At 74.8% G+C, this 21147-nt stretch carries 21 protein-coding genes; 11 read left to right on the forward strand and 10 right to left on the reverse strand.

Translation table 11 applies throughout. The features are described from left to right. Positions 1–25: 25 nt before the first annotated feature. The 8 genes from ACFTZA_RS01775 to ACFTZA_RS01810 all read right to left on the reverse strand — a co-directional run bounded on the left by ACFTZA_RS01775 (position 26) and on the right by ACFTZA_RS01810 (position 8596). The gene (locus ACFTZA_RS01775; RefSeq protein ID WP_378190134.1) at positions 26–1819 is read right to left on the reverse strand and encodes an acetyl/propionyl/methylcrotonyl-CoA carboxylase subunit alpha; all 1794 of its coding nucleotides are present in this window, start codon (positions 1817–1819) and stop codon (positions 26–28) included. Between the two features lie 172 nt (positions 1820–1991). Beyond that, on the reverse strand, positions 1992–2693 hold the full coding sequence (locus ACFTZA_RS01780; RefSeq protein ID WP_378190136.1) for a Maf family protein: 702 nt from the start codon (positions 2691–2693) through the stop codon (positions 1992–1994). A gap of 34 nt (positions 2694–2727) precedes the next feature. Further along, positions 2728–3648 carry an AEC family transporter gene (locus ACFTZA_RS01785; protein WP_378190138.1) on the reverse strand — a complete coding sequence of 307 codons (921 nt, stop codon included), beginning with the start codon at positions 3646–3648 and terminating at the stop codon, positions 2728–2730. Between the two features lie 9 nt (positions 3649–3657). Then, the gene (locus ACFTZA_RS01790; protein ID WP_378190141.1) at positions 3658–5388 is read right to left on the reverse strand and encodes a DUF885 domain-containing protein; all 1731 of its coding nucleotides are present in this window, start codon (positions 5386–5388) and stop codon (positions 3658–3660) included. 41 nt (positions 5389–5429) lie between these two features. Next, positions 5430–6122 (reverse strand): hypothetical protein, encoded by a 693-nt coding sequence (locus tag ACFTZA_RS01795; RefSeq protein WP_378190143.1) that lies wholly within the window; start codon positions 6120–6122, stop codon positions 5430–5432. Further along, positions 6119–6373, reverse strand: a complete 255-nt coding sequence (locus ACFTZA_RS01800; RefSeq protein ID WP_378190145.1) for an acyl-CoA carboxylase epsilon subunit — start codon at positions 6371–6373, stop codon at positions 6119–6121. Before ACFTZA_RS01800 ends, ACFTZA_RS01795 begins: the two co-directional genes overlap by 4 nt. Then, on the reverse strand, positions 6370–6909 hold the full coding sequence (locus ACFTZA_RS01805; protein ID WP_378190148.1) for a hypothetical protein: 540 nt from the start codon (positions 6907–6909) through the stop codon (positions 6370–6372). The genes ACFTZA_RS01800 and ACFTZA_RS01805 overlap by 4 nt, the downstream gene beginning before the upstream one ends. Before the next feature lie 43 nt (positions 6910–6952). Continuing rightward, complete coding sequence (locus ACFTZA_RS01810) at positions 6953–8596, reverse strand: acyl-CoA carboxylase subunit beta (protein ID WP_378190149.1); 1644 nt, start codon at positions 8594–8596, stop codon at positions 6953–6955. A 436-nt stretch (positions 8597–9032) separates the two neighbouring features. Between ACFTZA_RS01810 and ACFTZA_RS01815 the strand changes: the two genes are divergently transcribed. Continuing rightward, complete coding sequence (locus tag ACFTZA_RS01815) at positions 9033–10046, forward strand: biotin--[acetyl-CoA-carboxylase] ligase (RefSeq protein WP_378190151.1); 1014 nt, start codon at positions 9033–9035, stop codon at positions 10044–10046. 47 nt (positions 10047–10093) lie between these two features. Beyond that, positions 10094–11170, forward strand: a complete 1077-nt coding sequence (locus tag ACFTZA_RS01820) for an adenylate/guanylate cyclase domain-containing protein (RefSeq protein WP_378190154.1) — start codon at positions 10094–10096, stop codon at positions 11168–11170. 52 nt (positions 11171–11222) lie between these two features. Here the strand turns inward: ACFTZA_RS01820 and ACFTZA_RS01825 are convergent, their stop codons facing one another. Beyond that, on the reverse strand, positions 11223–11996 hold the full coding sequence (locus ACFTZA_RS01825; RefSeq protein WP_378190156.1) for an SOS response-associated peptidase: 774 nt from the start codon (positions 11994–11996) through the stop codon (positions 11223–11225). A gap of 184 nt (positions 11997–12180) precedes the next feature. Between ACFTZA_RS01825 and ACFTZA_RS01830 the strand changes: the two genes are divergently transcribed. Beyond that, a complete protein-coding gene (locus ACFTZA_RS01830) occupies positions 12181–13416 on the forward strand; it encodes a multidrug effflux MFS transporter (protein ID WP_378190158.1) in 1236 nt (411 codons plus the stop codon). 133 nt (positions 13417–13549) lie between these two features. After that, the gene (locus ACFTZA_RS01835; RefSeq protein WP_378190160.1) at positions 13550–14872 is read left to right on the forward strand and encodes an LCP family protein; all 1323 of its coding nucleotides are present in this window, start codon (positions 13550–13552) and stop codon (positions 14870–14872) included. 8 nt (positions 14873–14880) lie between these two features. Here ACFTZA_RS01835 and ACFTZA_RS01840 read toward each other — a convergent pair whose 3' ends face one another. After that, positions 14881–16110: a pyridoxal phosphate-dependent aminotransferase gene (locus ACFTZA_RS01840; protein WP_378190162.1), complete on the reverse strand. Its 1230-nt coding sequence runs from the start codon at positions 16108–16110 to the stop codon at positions 14881–14883. Between the two features lie 176 nt (positions 16111–16286). On the opposite strand from ACFTZA_RS01840, the gene ACFTZA_RS01845 reads away from it, so the two are divergent. The 7 genes from ACFTZA_RS01845 to ACFTZA_RS01875 all read left to right on the forward strand — a co-directional run bounded on the left by ACFTZA_RS01845 (position 16287) and on the right by ACFTZA_RS01875 (position 21103). Beyond that, complete coding sequence (locus ACFTZA_RS01845; RefSeq protein ID WP_378190164.1) at positions 16287–17573, forward strand: CpaF family protein; 1287 nt, start codon at positions 16287–16289, stop codon at positions 17571–17573. 1 nt (position 17574) lies between these two features. Then, positions 17575–18435 (forward strand): type II secretion system F family protein, encoded by an 861-nt coding sequence (locus tag ACFTZA_RS01850; RefSeq protein WP_378190166.1) that lies wholly within the window; start codon positions 17575–17577, stop codon positions 18433–18435. Continuing rightward, entirely contained in the window at positions 18432–19373 is a 942-nt protein-coding gene (locus tag ACFTZA_RS01855; protein WP_378190168.1) for a type II secretion system F family protein, read from the forward strand. The genes ACFTZA_RS01850 and ACFTZA_RS01855 overlap by 4 nt, the downstream gene beginning before the upstream one ends. A gap of 120 nt (positions 19374–19493) precedes the next feature. Next, positions 19494–19712, forward strand: a complete 219-nt coding sequence (locus tag ACFTZA_RS01860; protein WP_378190170.1) for a hypothetical protein — start codon at positions 19494–19496, stop codon at positions 19710–19712. A gap of 1 nt (position 19713) precedes the next feature. After that, on the forward strand, positions 19714–20097 hold the full coding sequence (locus ACFTZA_RS01865) for a TadE/TadG family type IV pilus assembly protein (RefSeq protein WP_378190171.1): 384 nt from the start codon (positions 19714–19716) through the stop codon (positions 20095–20097). After that, positions 20094–20603: a pilus assembly protein gene (locus ACFTZA_RS01870; RefSeq protein WP_378190173.1), complete on the forward strand. Its 510-nt coding sequence runs from the start codon at positions 20094–20096 to the stop codon at positions 20601–20603. The genes ACFTZA_RS01865 and ACFTZA_RS01870 overlap by 4 nt, the downstream gene beginning before the upstream one ends. Before the next feature lie 38 nt (positions 20604–20641). Next, a complete protein-coding gene (locus tag ACFTZA_RS01875; protein WP_378190175.1) occupies positions 20642–21103 on the forward strand; it encodes a pilus assembly protein TadG-related protein in 462 nt (153 codons plus the stop codon). The last annotated feature ends 44 nt before the right edge of the window (positions 21104–21147 follow it).

Consider the following 21147-nt stretch of genomic DNA (forward strand, 5'->3'; position numbering starts at 1 on the left):
CGTCCGAGGGCGGTCGCGCCCCGCGTCAGTCCACGATCTCGCAGATCGCCGTCCCGGCGCTCACGCTCGCACCGGCGTTCGCGGCGAGCGCGCGCACGGTCCCCGCCCGGTGGGCGAGCAGCGGCTGCTCCATCTTCATGGCCTCGAGCACCACGACGAGGTCGCCCTCGGCGACCTGGGCGCCGTCCTCGACCGCGACCTTGACGATCGTGCCCTGCATGGGGGAGGCGAGGGTCGTGCCGGAGCCCCCGTTGGCGCGCGCCGCGGCGCGCCGCGCGGGGCGGCGGGCGTTCGCGCTGCGGGCGCGACCGGCGGCCATCCCGAGCCCGGCGGGCAGCACGACCTCGAGCCGCTTGCCCCCGACCTCGACGACCACGCGCTCCGTCGCGAGCTCCTCGGCGTCCTCGTCCGCCGCCGGGGCGGGCGTGGGGGCCGGGGCCAGCTCGGCGAGCCGGTCGGCGAACTCGGTCTCGATCCAGCGCGTGTGGACGCGGAACGGCTCGTCGCCCGCGGGGACGAACGCGTCGGCGTCGAGCACCGCGCGGTGGAACGGCACGACCGTGGGGATGCCCTCGATCTCGAGCTCGCGCAGGGCACGGCGCGAGCGCTCGACGGCCTGCCGGCGGGTCGCGCCGGTGACGATCACCTTCGCGATCATCGAGTCGAACGCGCCGGAGATGGTGTCGCCCTCGACGACGCCCGAGTCGACGCGCACGCCGGGGCCGGACGGGAACCGCAGCGTCGAGATGCGGCCCGGGGCGGGCAGGAAGTTCGCCGCCGGGTCCTCGCCGTTGATGCGGAACTCGATCGAGTGGCCGCGCACGGTCGTGCGCTCGTACCCGAGCGGCTCGCCCGCGGCGATGCGCAGCTGCTCACGCACGAGGTCGATACCCGTGACCTCCTCGGAGACCGGGTGCTCGACCTGGAGCCGCGTGTTCACCTCGAGGAACGAGATGGTCCCGTCGGCGCCGACGAGGAACTCGCACGTGCCCGCCCCGACGTAGCCCGCCTCGCGCAGGATCGCCTTCGACGCCGCGTCGAGCTGCGCCTCCTGCTCGGGCGTGAGGAACGGCGCGGGCGCCTCCTCGACGAGCTTCTGGTGGCGGCGCTGGAGCGAGCAGTCGCGCGTCGAGACGACGACGACCGTGCCGTGCGCGTCGGCGAGGCACTGGGTCTCGACGTGGCGCGGCGTGTCGAGGTAGCGCTCGACGAAGCACTCTCCGCGGCCGAACGCCGCGGTGGCCTCGCGGACGGCGGACTCGTAGAGCTCGTCGATCTCGTCCGCCGCGCGGGCGACCTTGAGGCCGCGGCCGCCGCCGCCGAACGCCGCCTTGATCGCGATCGGGAGGCCGTGCTCGGCGGCGAACGTGTGCACCTCGCTCGCGTCGGCGACCGGGTCGGGCGTGCCGGGCACGAGCGGGGCCCCGGCGCGCTGGGCGATGTGGCGCGCGCTCACCTTGTCGCCCAGCGCCTCGATGGCGGCGGGCGGCGGGCCGATCCACACGAGACCGGCGTCGACGACGGCCTGCGCGAACTCCGCGTTCTCCGCGAGGAAGCCGTAGCCCGGGTGCACCGAGTCCGCCCCGGAGCGGCGCGCGACGTCGAGCAGCTTCGCGATGTCGAGGTACGTCTCCGCGGCCCGCGCGCCGCCGAGCGCGAACGCCTCGTCGGCGAGGCGCACGTGCGGCGCCTGGCGGTCCGGGTCCGCGTAGACCGCGACGGACGCGATGCCGGCGTCGGCGCACGCGCGGGCGATGCGGACGGCGATCTCGCCACGGTTGGCGATGAGGACCTTGCGCAGGGAGGGGTTCGCGGGCACGGCTCACCGTAACGCGTGCCCGGACCGCCGATCACGCTCGGGCGGTGGTCCCGGGCAAGATTGGAGAAGCGGCCAACGACGGCCGAGGCGGGTTGGAGGAAACCTCCATGGCACGCGGCCTCCGCATGGCCCGGGGGCCGCTCCGTTGTCCGGCGTCCACAACCCCCGGGTGTCAGTCCCGCAGCTCGTGCCAGCCGACGCCGACCTCGCCGAGCAGCTCGCGCACGAGCGGCAGGCTGATGCCGACGACGTTGTGGTGGTCGCCCTCGACACGTTCCACGTACGGCCCGCCGAGCCCGTCCACGGTGAACGCCCCGGCGACGTGCAGCGGCTCTCCCGTGGCCACGTACGCGTCCACCTCGGCGTCGGAGAGGTCGGCGAAGTGCACGGTCGTCGACGCCGTCGCGCCGAACGTCGCGCCCGTGCCGCCGTCCTGCGTGTCACGCAGGTCGATCAGCCAGTGGCCGGTGTGCAGCACGCCCACCCGGCCGCGCATCGCGCGCCAGCGGGCGCGCGCCTCGTCGGCGTCGGCCGGCTTGCCGAGGACCTCGCCGTCGAGCTCGAGCATCGAGTCGCACCCGACGAGCAGGTCGGGCTCGGGCGCCGCGGAGGCCTCGTCGTCCGAGACGGTCGTGTCGTCCGCGGTGCCGTCCGGAATGCCGTCGGCCTCCACCGCGCGCGCGACCTCCTCCGCCTTGGCGCGCGCGAGCACCAGGACGGCGTCGACCGGCTCCAGGTCGCCGTAGCGCTCGCGGGCGTCGCGCAGCACGGCGTCCTCGTCGACGTCCGACACGCGCACGAGCGGGGTCACGCCGGCGGAGCGCAGCGTGGCGAGGCGGGCGGGGGAGCGGGAGGCGAGGAGGAGGCGCAGCACCCCCGCAGACTACTGGCCGCCCGGCCGTCGTCCCTCACGCGAGCAGCAGCGCGACGACGAGCAGCGCGACGGGCGACCCGGCCGTCGTGACGAGGATCGTGTCGCGGGCCAGGATCTCCCCGCGGCCGAAGCGCGCCGCGTAGTTGTAGACGTTCTGCGCCGTCGGCAGCGCGGCGAGCGTGACCGCGGAGGCGACGGCCGCGTCGTCGAGCCCGAACGCGAACCGGGCGACGACGAGCACCACGAGCGGCATGACGACCAGCTTGACCGCGCTCGCGACCCAGACCGCCGCGCGCGCCTCGCCCCGCCGCAGCGGCCGCGACCCGTGCAGCGACATGCCGAACGCGAGCAGGATCACCGGCACGGCGGCACCGCCGAGGATCTCGAGCGGGGCCATGACCGCCGTGGGCGGCGTCCACCCGGCGACAGAGACGACCGCGCCGGCGGCCGACCCCAGGATGATCGGGTTGCGCACCGGCTGGGCGATCACGAGTCGCCAGGAGACGCGGCCGCTCGTCGTTGCGTCGAGGACCAGCAGGGTCAGCGGCGCGAGCACGAGCAGCTGCAGCAGGATCACCGGCACGACGGCCGTCGCGTCGCCGAGCACGTACACGGCCACGGGCAGGCCGATGTTGTTCGCGTTGACGTACCCGGAGGCGACGGCGCCGACCGTCGCCTCCGGGGCGGGCAGCCGCAGCCAGAGCCGGTCGACCGCGACGAGGACCGCGCCCGACACGAGCGCGCCGACCGCCGCGACCGCGAGCGGTGCCTGGACGAGGTGCGCGACGTCGGCCCGCGCGAGGACGGTGAACAGCAGCGCCGGGCTCGCGACGAAGAACCCGACCTGGTTGAGCGCCGTCCTCGCCCCCGGGCCCCCGACGCCGAGCCGGGCGCTGACGTACCCGGCTGCGACGACGACCCCGATGATCGCGAAGCCGACGAGGACGGCGCCCACGCGGACGCGTCAGGCGAGCGCGTCGCGCAGCACGTCCAGGCCGACCGACCCGAGGTTCAGCGCGCGCTCGTGGAACGCCGCGACGTCGAACGTCTCGCCGCGCGCCTCCGCGTTCGCACGCGCTGCGTCCCGCGTCTGCTCCCACAGCCGCTGGCCGACCTTGTACGACGGCGCCTGCCCGGGCCAGCCGAGGTAGCGGTCGAGCTCGAAGCGCACGAACGACTCGGGCATGTTGACGTTGGCCGACAGGAACGTCCACGCCTTGTCGGCGTCCCAGGTCCCGCCACCCCACTGCTCGGGGCACTCGAGGCCGAGGTGGACGCCGATGTCGAGCACGACGCGCGCGGCGCGCATGCGCTGCGCGTCGAGCATGCCGAGCCGGTCGCCGTCGTCCTCCATGAAGCCGAGGTCGGCCATGAGGCGCTCCGCGTACAGGGCCCAGCCCTCGCCGTGGCCCGACACCCAGCACGCGAGGCGGCGCCACGTGTTGAGCGTGTCGCGCGCGAACACGGCCTGGCCGCACTGCAGGTGGTGGCCCGGGACGCCCTCGTGGTAGACGGTCGTCTTCTCGCGCCACGTGTTGAACTCGGTGACGTCGGCCGGGACCGACCACCACATGCGCCCCGGACGCGAGAAGTCGTCGCTCGGCGGCGTGTAGTAGATCCCGCCGGTCTGCGTCGGCGCGATCATGCACTCGAGGTCGAGCACGGGCGCCGGGATGTCGAAGTGGGCGCCGTTCAGGGCCGTGATCGCCGCGTCGGACGTCTCCTGCATCCAGCTGCGCAGCGCGTCGGTGCCGAGGAGCTTGCGGGACGGGTCGGCGTCGAGCGCGGCCGCGGCGTCCTCGACGCCCGCGCCGGGCCCGGCGATGCGCTGCGCGATCTCCTCCTGCTCGGCGACGACGCGCGCGAGCTCCTCCAGACCCCACGCGTACGTCTCGTCGAGGTCGACCTCGGCGCCGAGGAACGTGCGCGAGAACAGCGCGTAGCGCTCGCGCCCCACGGCGTCGCGCTCCGGGGCCTGCGGCGCGAGCGTCGTCGTGAGGAAGTCGGCGAGACGCCCGTACGCCTCGCGCGCGGCCGTGGCGCCGCGCTCGAGCTCGGCGCGCACGAGCGAGCACGCGGAGGAGTCGTCGAGGACGGCGGCGGCCGCCTCGCCCCGGACGAACGTGGTGAAGAAGGACGACTGCGGGTCGGCGAGCTCGCGCGCCTGCTCGGCGGCGACGCGCACCTGGCGGATCGCGGCGACGTTGCCGCGCGACGCCGCCTCGGCCAGGGACGCGGTGTAGCCCTCGAGCGCACCCGGGAGGCCGTTGAGCCGGGCCGCGACGTTCTCCCACGCCTCGACGGTCCCCGTCGGCATGATGTCGAACACGTCCCGCAGCTCCTGCACCGGGGAGGCGATGTTGTTCAGGCTCGCGAGCGGCTCGCCCGCCTCGTGCAGCTCGAGCTGGAGGCCGACGCGCTCGCGCATCGCCGCGAGCGTCACGCGGTCGACGTCGTCGACCGGCTCCAGGCCGGCGAGCTCGCGCAGCACCGCGCGGTCGGCCTCGGCGCGGGCCTCGTGGCCCGCGGGGGACAGGTCGGTCACCAGGTGGTCGTAGCCGGGCAGGCCCATCGCCGTCGCGGCGATCGGGTCGAGCTCGGCGAGACGGGTCGTGTAGGCCTCGGCGACCGCGTCGACGGCCGTGGGGGTGCGGGAGGTGCCGGCGTCGGGGGCGGCGGGTGCGGGTGTGCTCACGGGCACGAGGGTAGCCTCGGCGTGCGCGGTGCACCGGTCGGCTACGCGTCGGCGTCGTCCGCCGGGTGCAGCGCCGCGAGGACGTCGTCCGCCCACGTGCGGTGGTACCGCACGAGGAGCACACCGGTGGCCTCGGGGTCGTCGGCGGCGTGCCAGACGGCGAACGGGTCGCCCGGGCGCGGCCCCTGCGTGCCTGCCGGCACGACCACGCGCACCGGTCGGGCGAGAGGCGCTCCCGACGCGGGGACCACGGTGAGCGTGCCGTCCTCCGTCGTCGCGGCGGGCCCCGCACCCGAGGGGTCGCCGGGCTCCGGAGCTCGCCGCGCCCGGGCGGTCTCGCGCGCCGGTCCCGGCGTGAACGTCCCCGTGGCCGGCACCGGTGCGTCGAGCAGCGCCCGGCGACCGCGTGCCGCCGCCGCGGCACCGCGGTCGTCGAGGTACCGCACGAGCGCGAGCAGGGCGGTCACGAGCAGGCCGAGGGTCGCGGCGAGGACGACGACCTCCGGGACGGGCCAGCCACGGCCGGACGCGACCCGCTGGTAGACCACGAGCGCGACCGTCGGCACGAACGCGACCGCCCACGACCAGCGTCGCCAGAAGGGCACCGGGGCGGCGTCCGGAAGATCGACGGGCGGCGTCTCGAGCGCCTCGGGCGACGCGGGCAGCTCGACGAGGACGGACCGCACGGGCAGGCGCGAGACGCGCGGGGCGGCGGAGTGCGGCGTGGTGGTCACGATCGCAGGCTCCAGCGCCACGCGTCCGCGTTGTGGCGCCCGGCGCGCCCGCCGAACGACTTCGCGGTCGCGCCTCCGCCCGTCCCGCGCAGGCCGCGGACGCGGTTCGTCCACTCCTCGACGGGGGCCTCGTCGTCGGGCACCGCGGACGCCGCGCCGGCCGCCGCGAGCCCCGCCACGAGCGCCGCGACCTCGATCTCGTCGGGCGTGCCGCGCACCACGCGCACGCTCGGCCGGTGCTCCGGGCTCATCGCTCGTCCTCCGTCCCGTCGTCGTCGAGGTCGTCGTACGCGTCGCCGCGCGAGGCCGTCCACTCGACCACGTCGAACCCGGAGTCGACGAGCCGCTGCACCACCGCGGACCCGGCGTCGTCGAGCAGACCGACCACGTCGTCCATGCCGACGTCGGCCGTCCCGGCGGGCGGCGCGACGACGAAGCCGAGGTAGAACTCCTCGGCGACCGTGTCGCGCGGCACGGTGTCCGCGTCGTCGGCCACCTCCTCGCCGGGGTCGGGCTCCCACACCGACGAGGTGAGGTCCGGGTGCATGCCCAGCGCGTCGTGCAGCGTGTCGAAGAGCCGCGCGTTGCACGCCCCGACCTGCTGCTCGAGCGCGAGGATGCGCGGGTCCTCGTCCGCCTCGTGCGCCCCGAACTCGGCGCGCACGCCCACCGCGGCCTCGACGTACCCGTGCAGGGCCGCCGCCAGCGCGTCGACCGCGGCGTGCATGGGCGCCGGGTCCACCGACCCGAGCGGGGCGGGCCCGTGCGTGGCGTCCTCGTGGCTCATGCGTGCGTCCTCCGCGTCCTCGCCGTCCTCCGGCTGCTCGTCGTCACAGGGGGATGTTGCCGTGCTTCTTCGGCGGCAGGCTCGCGCGCTTGGTCCGCAGCGCGCGCAGCGCCCGGACCACCTGCACGCGGGTCTCCGACGGGCGGATCACCGCGTCGACGTAGCCGCGCTCCGCGGCGTCCCACGGGTTGACGATCGCGTCCTCGTACTCTGCGACGAGCCGCGCGCGCTCGGCCTCCACGTCCTTGCCCTCGTCCGCGGCCCGCTTCAGCGTCGCGCGCTGCAGGATGTTCACCGCGCCGCCCGCGCCCATGACCGCGACCTGCGCCGTCGGCCACGCCAGGTTGACGTCCGCGCCGAGCTGCTTCGAGCCCATGACGATGTACGCGCCCCCGTACGCCTTGCGCGTGATGATCGTGACGAGCGGCACCGTCGCCTCCGCGTACGCGTAGATGAGCTTCGCCCCGCGGCGGATGATGCCGTTCCACTCCTGGTCCGTGCCCGGCAGGAAGCCCGGCACGTCCACCAGCGTGAGCACCGGGATGTTGAACGCGTCGCACGTGCGCACGAACCGGGCCGCCTTCTCGGCCGCGTCGATGTCGAGCGTGCCCGCCATCGACAGCGGCTGGTTCGCGACCACGCCCACCGCCTGCCCCTCGACGTGGCCGAAGCCCACCATGACGTTCTTCGCGAACAGCGGCTGGACCTCGAGGAACGCGCCCTCGTCGAGCACGTGCTCGACCACGGTCCGCATGTCGTACGGCTGGGAGTCCGAGTCCGGGACGAGGGTGTCGAGCTCGAGGTCCTCCTCCGTCACGTCGAGCTCCGTGTCCTCCGGCGGGTACGACGGCGCGTCCGACAGGTTGTTCTGCGGCAGGTACGACACGAGGTGGCGCACGTAGTCGATCGCGTCGTCCTCGTCCGTCCCCATGTAGTGCGCCACGCCCGACCGCTCGTTGTGCGTCAGCGCACCACCGAGCTCCTCGAACCCGACGTTCTCACCCGTCACCGCGCGGATCACGTCCGGGCCCGTGATGAACATGTTCGACGTCTGGTCCGCCATGACGATGAAGTCCGTCAGCGCGGGGGAGTACACGGCGCCGCCCGCGCTCGGGCCGAGGATGAGCGAGATCTGCGGGATCACGCCCGACGCCGCCACGTTGCGGCGGAAGATCTCCGCGAACTGCGTCAGCGCCGCCACGCCCTCCTGGATGCGTGCGCCGCCGCCGTCGCTGATGCCGATCAGCGGCACGCCCGTGCGCAGTGCCAGGTCCTGCACCTTGGTGATCTTCTGCCCGTGGACCTCCCCGAGGCTCCCGCCGAACACCGTGAAGTCCTGGCTGTAGACGCACACCTGACGGCCGTCGATCGTGCCGTGACCCACCACGACGCCGTCGCCCGCGATCCGCTTCTTCTCCAGGCCGAAGTTCACCGACCGGTGCTTCGCGAACGCGTCCAGCTCGACGAAGCTGCCCTCGTCCAGCAGCGCGTCGATGCGCTCGCGCGCCGTCTTCTTGCCGCGCGCGTGCTGCTTCGTGCGCGCCGCCTCCTCCGGGTCCGTCGTCGCAGCGGCGCGCCGGCGGTCGAGGTCGGCGAGCTTCGCGGCGGTCCCCGTCAGGGGTGCGGCGCCCGGCGCACCGGGCGTCGGGGCGGCAGGGGCGTGGGTCGTGGCGGAGGACTCGGTCACACGGTCGAGACTAGTTGGTGGGAGGGACCAACTCGATGCGGTCCTCACCAGGGCGGTGGGGGCGTGTGTTGGTGGGTGTCGACAACCGGCAGCTTCGGCGGTCGTGGGAGTCACCTTCGGGCGGGGTGGGCGGGGCTGCGCGCGGTCGACCATCCGCGCCCCCGTCCCTCGGGCGCTCCCGCCAGACCCGCCACGACCGCGCGCAGCCCCGCCCTCCCCGCCCTCGTCCATCGGTTCGCCACGACCGCGGCCGCACCTGCCGAACCCGGGGTCGTGCGCCGTCCAGCGGTCGGATGTGCCCGTAAGCCGGGGTTGGGCGTCCGTTCGTCGCCGAACTCCGGGTTGTGCGGCATACAGCGGTCGGACAAGCGCGTAACCCGGAGTTCGGCGGCGGGTGGGGGCGCCGTCGACCCCCGACGTGGGCGAGGATGGCCAGATGGTGACGCTGCCCGACGGTGAGACACGGCACGACGACGCGCGCGCCCCCCGCGACGCGACGCCACCGGGGTTGCGGGCAGACTTCCTGCGCGAGCTGCTCGTGGCGCCCGCCGGACCGCTGGGGCGGCTCGAGGTCGTCGAGGAGTCCACGTCGACCAACGGCGAGCTCGCGCGCGCCGTCGCCGCTGACGCCGCGGCGTGGCCCGCGCCGTCGCTGCTCGTCGCCGAGCACCAGGCCGCCGGGCGCGGACGCCTCGGCCGCACCTGGACGACGCCGCCCCGCACCGCACTGCTCGGCTCGCTCCTGCTCCGACCCGGCGTCCCCACCGAGACCCTGAGCTGGCTGCCGCTGCTCGCCGGCCTCGCCACCGTGCGGGCCCTGCGCGCCACCGCGAGCGTGGAGGCCGTCGTGAAGTGGCCCAACGACGTCCTCGTCCCCGACCCGCACGCCCTGTCAGCACGACATGACGGCGGGACGCGTCCCGGCGCTGACAGCGAGGGCGCACCCTCACCCGTGTCAGCGCCACAGGACACCGGGGCGAGCCATGGCGCTGACACGTCCGGTGGCGGGCTGCGCAAGGTCGCCGGCATCCTCGCCGAGGTGCTGCCCGACGGCGCGGTCGTCGTCGGCGTCGGGCTCAACGTGACGCAGAGCCGGGACGAGCTGCCCGTATCCACCGCCACGTCCCTCGCGCTCGCCGGCGCCGCGACCACCGACCGCGAGGTGCTCCTCGTCGCGCTCGCCGAGGCGTTCCACGAGGTCATCGTCCGCTGGCAGGACGCCGACGGCGACGCCCGCGCCGCCGGCCTCGACGCCGACTGCGCCGAGGTCTGCGCGACGCTCGGCGCCCGCGTGCGCGTCGAGACCGTCGACGGCGGTGAGGTCCACGGCACCGCCGTCGCCCTCGCACCCGACGGCGGCCTCGTCGTCCGGCACGACGACGGCACCACGAGCGTCCGTCGCAGCGGCGACGTCCACCACCTCCGACCGGCCGACCCCGCGGACGGCTGACCCGGCCCCTCACGGTGGCGGCGGCCGCCACGCCGTAGGATCGCCGGGTGCCCGAGGACAACGACGACGACGCGCCCGCCACCGACGACACGCACCCCGGCGCCGTCCCGGCAGCACCCGGCGGCGCCACCGAGGCCGCGCTCGACGAGGCCCTGCTCGGCGGCCCCCGCACCCTCACCGTCGACCGCCTCGCCCAGGGCGCCGGCGTCGACGTCCCGCGCGTCCGCGCCTACTGGCAGGCCCTCGGGCTCCCCGTCACCGAGGGCGAGGAGCACGCGTTCACCGAGAACGACGCGCAGGCGCTCGCGGCCGTGTTCTCCTTCGCGGAGCGGGAGGCCTTCGACGACCGTGCGCTGACCACCCTCATCCGCTCGACCGGGCACACGACCGAGCGGCTGGTGCTCTGGCAGGTCGAGGCGCTCGTGGAGCACGTCACGCGCCGTTTCGACCTCGACGACACGAGCGCGCGCCTGCTCGTGCTCGACCGCCTGCCCGAGCTCGCGCCCGTCCTCGAGCAGCAGCTGGTCCACGCCTGGCACCGGCAGCTCGCGGCCGTCGCGGGACGGTTCGCCGTCGAGTTCTCGCAGGCGCGGTCCACGGCCGTCGACGAGCACGAGCTGCCCCTGCCGCGCGCGGTGGGGTTCGCGGACATCGTCGCGTTCACCGAGCGCACCCGCGGCCTCGGCTCGAGCGAGCTCGCCGAGTTCGTGCAGCTGTTCGAGACGAGCGCGCGTGACGTCATCACGGCGGCCGGCGGCCGGGTCGTCAAGACCATCGGTGACGCCGTCCTGTTCATCGCCGACGACGTCGCGACCGGGGCACGGGTCGCGCTCGGCCTGGCGGAGGCCGGCGGCCGGGCGGAGGACGTCGACGTCCCGCCGGTGCGGGTGAGCCTCGTGTGGGGGCGGGTGCTGTCCCGGTTCGGGGACGTGTTCGGCCCGAGCGTCAACCTCGCGGCCCGCCTCGTCGACATCGCGGAGCCGACGGCCGTGCTCGTCGACCGCGACACGGCCGGCCTGCTCGCCGGTGACGCGCGGTTCGCGCTGACCGCCCAGCCGGAGCGCGAGGTGCAGGGGCTCGGCACGATCGAGCCGGTCCGTCTCCAGCACGCCTACCGCGGCTGACCGCCGCGGCTGCGGCCGGAGCGGAGGGCCGGCGGTCGGACGGCCTCGACGGTCAGACGGCCTCGAGCAGGCCCGGGCCGTCGTTGCTGACGGTGTTCACGAGGGTCGACACCTCGCGCGCGACCATCGGGACGTCGTCGTGCGGCTCGCCCACCCGCAGGAGCTCCGCCGCACCCCGGGCGTCGACCGCCGGGTCGAGCCACGCGTCCCACGCGTCGGGCGGCAGGGCGAGCGGCATGCGGTCGTGGATCTCGGCGAGCTCCGGGGCGGCGTCGGTCGTGACGATGGTCGTCGACACGAGCCAGCGGTCCGGGTCGTCGTCGGCCTTCGCCGGGTCGCGCCAGAACTCGTAGAGCCCGGCGAACGCGGCACCGTGCCCGTCCTGCGGGGTGATGTAGTACGGCTGCTTGGGGACCTTGCCGCGCCGGGTGCGCGACGGCGATGCGCCGCCGCCGGCCGGCGACGTGCCGTCGCCGAGCGGGCGCCACTCGTAGTACCCGTCCGCGGGGACGAGGCAGCGCCGCACGGCGAGCGGCTTGGCGAACGCCGGCTTGTCGAAGACCGACTCCGCCCGCGCGTTGATCATGCGCGCCGCACCGCCCGGGCTCTTCGACCACGACGGCACGAGTCCCCAGCGCGCGACGCGCAGCGACCGCCGGACCTCGCCCGTGTCCTTCGCGGCGCGCTCGACGACGATCCGCACCGGGTCCGTCGGGGCCAGGTTCCACGACGGGGGGAGCAGCCGCGCGTCGTCGGCGATCTCCGCCACCGCGAACTCGTCCGCGAGGTCCTGGGCGTCCCGGAAGGATGCGTAGCGTCCGCACATGGCTCCAGCGTGCCGCACGGCGCCCACACCGCGCCCGGACGGCACCCCGACGGCGCGCACGCCCGTGTGGCTCGCGGACGGCCGCGAGGGTCGACGCCCCGAGACAGGGGGGCGGGACCCGACGAGAGGCGGATCACGTGCCCGGGGCGACGAAAATCGACGTCGAATCGTTACGATGGGCGTCATGCCCACTTCCTCGGTCGACACAGCCCTGCCCCGGACCAGGTCGTCGGCGAAGTGGGTGCTCCTGCTCGGCGCGCTCGCGACCCTGCCCGCGCTGACGGTGGACATGTACCTGCCGCTCCTGCCGGAGGTCGGGGCGGAGCTCGGCGCCCCGGACTCGATGGCGCAGCTCACGCTGTCCGGCATGCTCGTCGGGGGAGCGGTCGGCCAGCTCGTCATCGGTCCGCTGTCGGACCGGTACGGCCGCCGGCTGCCCGTGGTCGTCGGCCTCTCGCTGCACGTCGTGACGTCGCTGCTGTGCGCGCTCGCGCCGAACATCGGCATGCTCGTCGCGCTGCGCGTGCTCCAGGGCTTCTTCAACGCCTCCGCGACCGTCGTCGCGATCGCCGCGATCCGCGACCGGTTCACCGGGTCCGACGCCGCGCGCATCCTGTCCCGGCTCATGCTCGTCATCGGGCTCGCGCCCCTCCTCGCGCCCACGATCGGGTCGATCATCGGCGCGCACGCCACGTGGCGCGCCGTCTTCTGGGTCCTCGCCGCGGCCGGCCTCGTGCTCGGCGCGATCGTGCTCCGGTGGATGCCCGAGTCGCTCCCCGTCGAGCGACGCCGCCCCGCGGGCGCCCGGACGATCCTGCGCGGCTACGGCAGCCTGCTGCGCGACCGCCACTTCGTCGCGCTCGCGGTGCTGCCCGGGCTCGGGCAGGCGGTCCTCATGAGCTACGTCGTCGGGTCGCCGTTCGTGCTCCAGGAGGGCTTCGACCTCAGCCACGGCCAGTTCGCGCTGCTGTTCGCGGTCAACGGCATCGGGCTCGTCGTCTCGGCGCAGGCGAACGCCGCGCTCGTGCGCCGGGTCGCGCCGATCCGGCTGCTGCGCACGGCGCTCGTCGTCCAGGGCGTGTTCGCCGCGGGCCTCGTCGCCGTCGCCGTGACCGGCGCCGGCGGGCTCGTCGGGCTCCTCGTGGCGCTCTGGCTCGTGCTGTCCCTCCAGGGGCTCATCCCGGCGAACGCCTCCGCGCTGGCCCTCACGCGGCACGGGGAGATCGCCGGCACGGCCGCGGCCGTCATCGGCGCGTTCCAGTCCGGTGTCGCCGGGCTCGTCAGCCCGCTCGTCGGGTTCCTCGGCGGCGACGCGGTCGCGATGTCCGGCGTGATGCTCGGCGCGGTCTGCACGTCGCTCCTCGTCCTCGGGTTCGCCACGCCGGCCTTCCGCAAGGGCGGCTGGCACACGCCGGTGTGACGCCCGGCGGGCACCGCGCTGCCTGGTCCGCCCCTCGTGCCCGGGAAGTCCTGGGAGTGATCTTCGCGCGGCCTTCACGAGATCGGCGTGGTGTCGTGCCCCCGTCTCCCGGTCGACCCTCTAACCTGCGGGGGTGCCTTCGACCAGCAAGCCGTCCGCGCAGCGCCCCGCGGTCGGTCCCCACCACGCGCGCCGGCTCGCCACGCACCGCGTCGCCCGGGTCGTCGGCATGGTCCTCACCGCAGGCCTGAGCTTCGTCGCCGTCGGCGCCGGAGCCGTCTACCTGGACCTCAAGTCGCAGATCACCGTGAGCGACGTGTCCGACCTCGTCGTCGGGGGACCGGCCGTGGAGCCGCCGAAGGACCCGGACGACCCGTTCGCCGGCCGTGCCCTGAACATCCTCGTCATGGGGACGGACTACCGCGACGCCGAGAACGCCGCCATCGCCGGCGAGGAGCCCGGGATGCGCTCCGACACGACGTTCGTCGCGCACGTCTCCGGCGACCGCACCCGCATGGAGGTCGTGTCCATCCCGCGCGACTCGCTCGTGGCGCTCCCCGCCTGCAAGCTGCCCGACGGCTCCATGTCCTCCCCGCGACGCAGCGCGATGTTCAACTCGGCGTTCGAGACCGGCTCCGGCGGTGTCGACGACATCGACCACGCCGCGGCGTGCACCATCAACGCCGTGCAGGAGCTCACGGGCGTCCCGATCACCAACCACGTCGTGGTCAAGATGACCGGGGTGATCGGCGTGGTCGACGCCATCGACGGCGTGACGATGTGCTTCCCGGAGCCGGTCAAGGAGAACCCGCGCTACGGCAACCTGGACCTGCCCGCGGGCGAGTACACGCTCTCCGGCCGCGAGTCGATCGACTTCCTGCGCGCCCGCCACGGCACCGGCATGGGTCTCGACATGGGCAGCGACCTCACCCGCATCGCCCGCCAGCAGGCGTTCATCGACTCCATGATCCGCGAGATCCTCGGGAAGAACCTCATCACGAACTCCCCGCAGCTCTACGGGGTCATCCAGGCGGTGCTCAGCTCCATCAGCGCCGACCCGTCGATCGCCGACCCGACGGCGCTCGCCGGCCTCGCGTTCAGCCTGCGCAACATCAGCCCGTCGGAGGTCGTGTTCACGCAGATCCCGGTCGTCCCCGCGCCGAGCGACCCGAACCGGGTCGTCTGGACGTCGGAGGCCGACGCGATCTGGGAGCGCATCGCCACGGACCAGCCGGCACCTGGTCACGAGGCGCCGGCGGACCCGCGCGACGACGCGACCGCCCCCGACGCCGGGGCAGAGCAGCCGGCCGACGACACCGCCGAGCCGGCGGACCCGGCGCCCCCCGCGGACGGCGGGACCGAGGGGACGGACCCCGGCACGACGGACCCCGGGACGGGCGAGCCGGCACCCGAGCCCACCCCGACCGAGACACTCCTCCCGGGCGTCTGCGGCTGACGGACGCGTCAGGACCGGCGCAGCCGCCCGAGGCGCTCGACGGCGTCGCGCAGCACGTCCTCGCGCTTGACGAAGGTGAACCGCACGCGTGACGCGAGGGCGCGCGCGGTCGGTGAGCCGGGGGTGCAGAACGCGCTCACGGGGACGCCGACGACGCCCGCGAGCCCGGGCAGCGCACGGCACAGGGCGACGCCGTCGTCGTGGCCGAGCGGGGCGCCGTCGGCCACGACGAAGTACGTGCCCTGGGGCACGACGACGTCGAAGCCCGCGGCGACGAGTCCGGTGCACAGCAGGTCGCGCCGCACCGCGAGGGAGTCGGCGAGGGCGCGGGGCGTCTCGTCGTCGGCGAGCGCGCCCGCGACGGCGGGCTGGAACGGCGCGCCGGACGCGTAGGTGAGGAACTGCTTGACGGTGCGCACCGCCGTCACGAGGGGTGCGGGCCCGTGCAGCCAGCCGACCTTCCACCCGGTGAACGAGAACGTCTTGCCGGCCGAGGAGATGGTGATGGTGCGCTCGCGCATGCCGGGGAGCGTCGCGATGGGGACGTGCTCCGTGTCGTCGTACGTCAGGTGCTCGTAGACCTCGTCGGTGACGACGACGGCGTCGTGGCGGCGCGCGACGTCGGCGATCGCCTCGAGCTCGTCGAGCGTGAGGACCGTGCCGGTCGGGTTGTGCGGCGAGTTGACGAGGACGATCCGCGTGCGGTCGGTGACCGCGGAGCGCAGCGCCTCGACGTCGAGGTGGAAGCGGTCGGGGCCCGGGACCAGCGGGACGGTGACGTGGCGGGCGCCGGCGAGCGCGATGCCGGCGGCGTGGGAGTCGTAGAACGGCTCGAGCGTCACGACGTCGTCGCCCGGGCCGGCGAGCGCGAGGAGCGTCGCGGCGATCGCCTCCGTGGCACCCGTGGTGACGAGCACCTCGGTCTCCGGGTCGGGGTCCAGCCCGTAGTGGCGGAACTGGTGGTCCGCGACGGCGTTGCGCAGCTCGAGGACCCCCGGCCCGGGCGGGTACTGGTTGTGCCCGTCCTCGATGGCCCGCTGCGCGGCGTGCTTGACCGCCGCCGGGCCGTCGACGTCCGGGAAGCCCTGGCCGAGGTTGACGGCACCGGTGCGACGGGCGAGGTCCGTCATCTCGGCGAACACGGTCGACGCGACCGTGCCGTCGGCCGAGAGCAGGCCCGTCGCGCGCGCCGCGTCCTGCCAGCGTCCGGGCGGGAGCGGGCCGGTCTGCGGTGCCATGCGTCGACCCTACCCGGGGCCGCGATCTGGGCGTCCGGTTCGGGGCTGTCGTGGAGAACGGTCGCCGTTGTCCACAAGCGGTGTTTCCGCCGCGATGCTCCGATGCCCTACGCTCTGGCGCTGTTCGTCCACATTCCGGCTGGTGCCGGTCGCACAGGATCGGGGTAGTCGCGCACATGTCCGTCGACGCGCACGGGATCGCCGTGCTCGAGAGCGAGGTGCGCGAGCTCGTCCGACGCCGCGGCGTCGACCCCGCGCGCGACCGGGCGGGGGTCGACCGCCTGGTGCGCGAGGCCGTCGCCGACTACGAGACGCGCAGCGCGCTCGGCGCCGTCGCCCCGCTCGCCGACCCGACCGCCGTCGGCCGCGCGGTCGTGGACGCCGTCGCGGGGCTCGGCCCGCTGCAGCAGTACCTCGACGACCCGGAGATCGAGGAGATCTGGATCAACAGCCCCCAGCAGGTCTTCGTGGCGCGCGGCGGGGTCTCCGAGCTCACCACGACGATCCTCACCGCCCAGCAGGTGCGGGACCTCGTCGAGCAGATGCTGCGCTCCTCGGGGCGTCGCCTCGACCTGTCGAGCCCGTTCGTCGACGCGGCGCTCCCCGGCGGCGAGCGTCTCCACGTCGTCATTCCCGACGTGACGCGGGAGAGCTTCGCGGTCAACATCCGCAAGCACGTCGTGCGCGCGTCCCACCTCGACGACCTCGTGCGCCTCGGGTCCCTCACGCCGCAGGCGGCGGCCTTCCTCGACGCGGCCGTGCGCGCCGGGCTCAACATCCTCGTCGCCGGTGCGACGCAGGCCGGCAAGACGACCATGCTCAACGCCCTCGCGGGGTCGATCCCGGCGACGCAGCGCGTCATCACGTGCGAGGAGGTGTTCGAGGTCCGGTTCGCCGTGCGCGACCTGGTGTCGATGCAGTGCCGGCAGCCGAGCCTCGAGGGCACGGGGGAGATCCCGCTGCGGCGGCTGGTGAAGGAGGCGCTGCGCATGCGCCCCGACCGGATCGTCATCGGGGAGGTGCGCGAGGCGGAGAGCTTCGACCTCTTGATCGCTCTGAACGCCGGAGTTCCGGGCATGTGCACGATCCACGCGAACTCTGCGCGCGAGGCCCTCGCCAAGATGTGCACGCTGCCGCTGCTCGCCGGGGAGAACGTCTCCGACCGTTTCGTCCTGCCCACGGTCGCCTCCGCGGTCGACCTGGTCGTGCACCTCGGGGTCGACGTCGACGGGCGCCGCCGCGTGCGCGAGATCCTCGGCGTGCCGGGTCGGGTCGAGGAGGGCGTCGTCGAGGCGTCGGAGCTGTTCGTGCGCTCGGGCGACGCGCTGGTCCGCGCCGACGGCTACCCGCCCGCGGCGGACCGCTTCGCCCGCGCAGGCATCGACCTCGCGGCGCTGCTGCGGCCCGAGACGGCGTACGAGCGGCGTGCCGTCCCCGACGCCGCGTGGGCCGGGGTGCGCTGACGTGGGCGTCGTCGCAGGCCTCCTGCTCGGTGCCGGCCTGTTCTGCGTCTGGTGGTCGTTCTGGGAACCGGGAGTGCGTCGACCCCGGCGCCCCGACGGGTGGTCCGCCCGCACGCAGGACCTGCTCGTCCAGGCAGGCGCACCGTCGGTCACGCCGGGCGCGCTCGTGGGCAGCAGCGTCGGCGCCGGCGTCGCGGTCCTGCTCGTGGCCGGGGTCCTGACACGGTCCCTGACCATCGCCGCCTGCTTCGCGCTGATCGCCGCGTCCGCGCCCGCCGTGCTCGTCCGCGCCCGTGCTCGTCACCGCCGCGCCCGGCTGCGTGACGTGTGGCCCGAGGTCGTCGACCACCTCGCTTCCGGTGTCCGCGCGGGCCTGTCTCTGCCCGAGGCCGTCGGCCAGCTCGGTGACCGCGGCCCCCTCGAGCTGCGCGAGCCCTTCCGGCGGTTCGCGCAGGACTACCGGGCGAGCGGGCGCTTCGGCGACTGCCTGGACGCGCTCAAGGAACGGCTCGCCGACCCTGTCGCCGACCGCATCGTCGAGGCGTTGCGGCTGACGCGCGACGTCGGGGGCACGGACCTCGGCCGGCTCCTGCGGACGCTCTCGACGTTCCTGCGCGAGGACGCCCGTACCCGAGGGGAGCTCGAGGCGCGCCAGTCGTGGACCGTGAACGGTGCGCGTCTCGCGGTCGCCGGCCCCTGGGTGGTGCTCGCCTTCCTCGCGACGCGCCCGGAGACGGCGGCCGCGTACAACTCCGTGACGGGCGCACTGGTCCTCGCAGGCGGGGCGGGATGCACCGTCGTCGCGTACCAGCTCATGCTGCGGATCGGCCGGCTGCCGGAGGAGGAGAGGGTCCTGCGATGACCGGTCCGGAGATCTCGTGGGCAGGTGTCGCCGTCGGAGCGCTCGGCGGCCTGGGTGTCCTGCTCGTCATGGCGGGCGTGTGGGGTCGGGCCATCCGGCTCGACGAGCGGCTCGCGCCCTACCTGCGGACGCGTGACGCGACCTCGGCGCTGCTGCGGGACCAGCCCGTGCACACGCCGTTCCCGACCATCGAGCGCCTCGTCGCGCCGTGGGTCGCCGACGCCGGACGGGCGCTCGACCGCTTCGGCTCCAGCCGCGGCGAGCTGAGACGGCGGCTCGACCGGGCCGGCCGTGCCGAGAGCGTCGACCAGTTCCGCGCGCGCCAGCTGGTCTGGGGCGTGCTCGGGCTCGCCGCGGGCACGTTGCTCGCGGTCCTGCTCGCGGCGACGCGCGGGTCGTCGGTCGTGGCCCTGGTGCTGCTCGCGCTCCTGTGCGGCGTCGGCGGGGTCCTGGCGTGCGACCAGCACCTGGCGCGGGCGGTCCGCCGTCGTGAGGAGCGCATGCTCGCGGAGTTCCCGACCGTCGCCGAGCTCCTCGCCCTCGCGGTGGCCGCCGGGGAGGGGCCGGTCGCGGCGCTCGAGCGCGTGGCGTCCACCGCCCGTGGCGAGCTCTCGGGCGAGCTCTCGACCACGCTCGCGTCGGTCCGTTCCGGCACGCCGTTGACGCGGGCGCTCGAGCAGCTGGCGGACCGGACGTCGTTGCCGAGCCTGACCCGCTTCGCCGAGGGCGTCGCCGTCGCCGTGGAGCGCGGCACGCCGCTCGCCGAGGTGCTCCGGTCGCAGGCGCAGGACGTGCGCGAGTCGGGTCGGCGCGCGCTCATGGAGGCAGGCGGGCGCAAGGAGGTCCTCATGATGGTCCCGGTGGTGTTCCTCATCCTTCCGGTGACCGTCGTGTTCGCCGTCTTCCCGTCGGTCGCGACCCTGCGGATCGGGTTCTGAGCGGCCCGCGCGACCACGCGGCAGCGCGCTCGCACGGCGACGGCACCACACGTTCGTACGACATCACGAGACATCGGACGGCGCGCCCGCGCGACGGGCGCGCCACAGGAGGAGGACGACATGCAGAAGCTGCTCAGCAGGACGGCGCGCCTCGTGCGCGCGGCCGGATCGAGCGTCTCCCGACGCCTGGCCGGGGACGGGGCCGAGCGGGGTGACGTGCCCGGATGGGTGCTCATCACCCTGATGACCGCCGGCCTGGTCATCGCGCTGTGGGCCGTCGCCGGCCCCGCGCTCACCGCCGCCTTCAGCGACGCGATCAGCAGCGTCAGCGGCCCCTGACGTGGAGGCGTCGTCGGAGCGCGGGTCGGCCGTCGTGGACTTCACGCTCGTGTCCGTCCTCGTGCTCGTCCTGTTCCTCGGCGTCGTGCAGGTCGCGCTCGCCGTCCACGTGCGGGCGACGATCATCGACTGCGCGGCGGAGGGCGCACGCGTGGCCGGACGTGCCGACCGGGGACCGGCCGACGGCGTGGCGCGCACGAGAGAGCTCGTCGCCGCCTCGCTGTCGTCGCGCTACGCCCAGGACGTCTCCGCTCGCCAGACCACGATGGACGGCCTGCCCGTCGTCGAGGTGACGGTGTCCGCGCCGCTGCCCGTGGTGGGGCTGCTCGGGCCCTCGGGCGTCGTGACGGTCGACGGCCACGCGCTCGAGGAGGGCGCGGGATGACCGCGCTGCGCCGGTTGGCAGGGAGGGTGCGCGGGCGCCTCGTCGGTGCCCCGCGCGAGACGTTCTCCGACGCGCCCGAGCGGGGCAACGCGGTCGTCGAGTTCCTCGGGGTCGCGCTCGTGCTCCTCCTGCCGCTGCTGTACCTCGTGCTCACCGTGGGACGCGTCCAGGCCGCGACGTTCGCGGTGGAGGGCGCGTCCCGGGAAGCGGCGCGGGCGTTCGTCACCGCTCCGTCGGCAGCGGACGCCCGGTCGCGCGCCGCTGCCGCCGTCATGATCGCGCTCGAGGACCAGGGCTTCCGCGACCACGGGTACGCGGACGCGCTGTCGCTCGCGTGCTCGACGTCGCCGTGCCTGTCGCCGGGCGGGGACGTCGCCGCGCACGTGCGTCTCGACGTGCCGCTCCCGCTCGTCCCGGCGTTCGTGCGCGACATCGTGCCCCTGTCGGTCCCGGTCGAGTCGCGGTTCGTCGCCTCGGTCGACGAGTACGCGGCGCGGCGACCGTGAGGGCCACCGCCTCAGCCACGCCGGGGGAGACTTGCGCGGTGGGTGCGGCACCGGAGCGCGAGGGCGGGCAGATCATGCTGCTCACCTCGGCGTTCGTGGCCTTCGCCCTGCTGCTCGTCACGGTGGTGGTGAGCGCGACGCAGGTCCACCTGGAGCGCAAGCGCCTGTTCGACCTCGCCGACGCGCTCGCGCTCACGGCGGCCGACTCCATGTCGCACGAGACGTTCTACTCGGGCGCCGCCGAGCGTCCGACGGACGACGCGGTGCTCAGCCTCACGGACGCCGAGATCCAGGCCGACGTCGCCGCCTACCTGCGTGAACACCCCGACGCGCTCGCCGGGCTGCACGGGGTCCGGGTGGTCGAGGCGTCGACCTCCGACGGGCGGACGGCGGAGGTCTCCCTGACAGCGCTCGCGCGACCCGCCATGGTCAGCTGGGTGACGCAGCTCTGGAGTGATGGCATCATCGTCCGTGCGGAAGCACGCGCGAGGGCGTGGTGAACCGTCGACGCTGTTCGACGACGAACGACGGAGAAAGGACTGTA

It is taken from the genome of Cellulosimicrobium sp. NPDC057127 (genome assembly GCF_042670945.1).
GTDB lineage: Bacteria > Actinomycetota > Actinomycetes > Actinomycetales > Cellulomonadaceae > Cellulosimicrobium.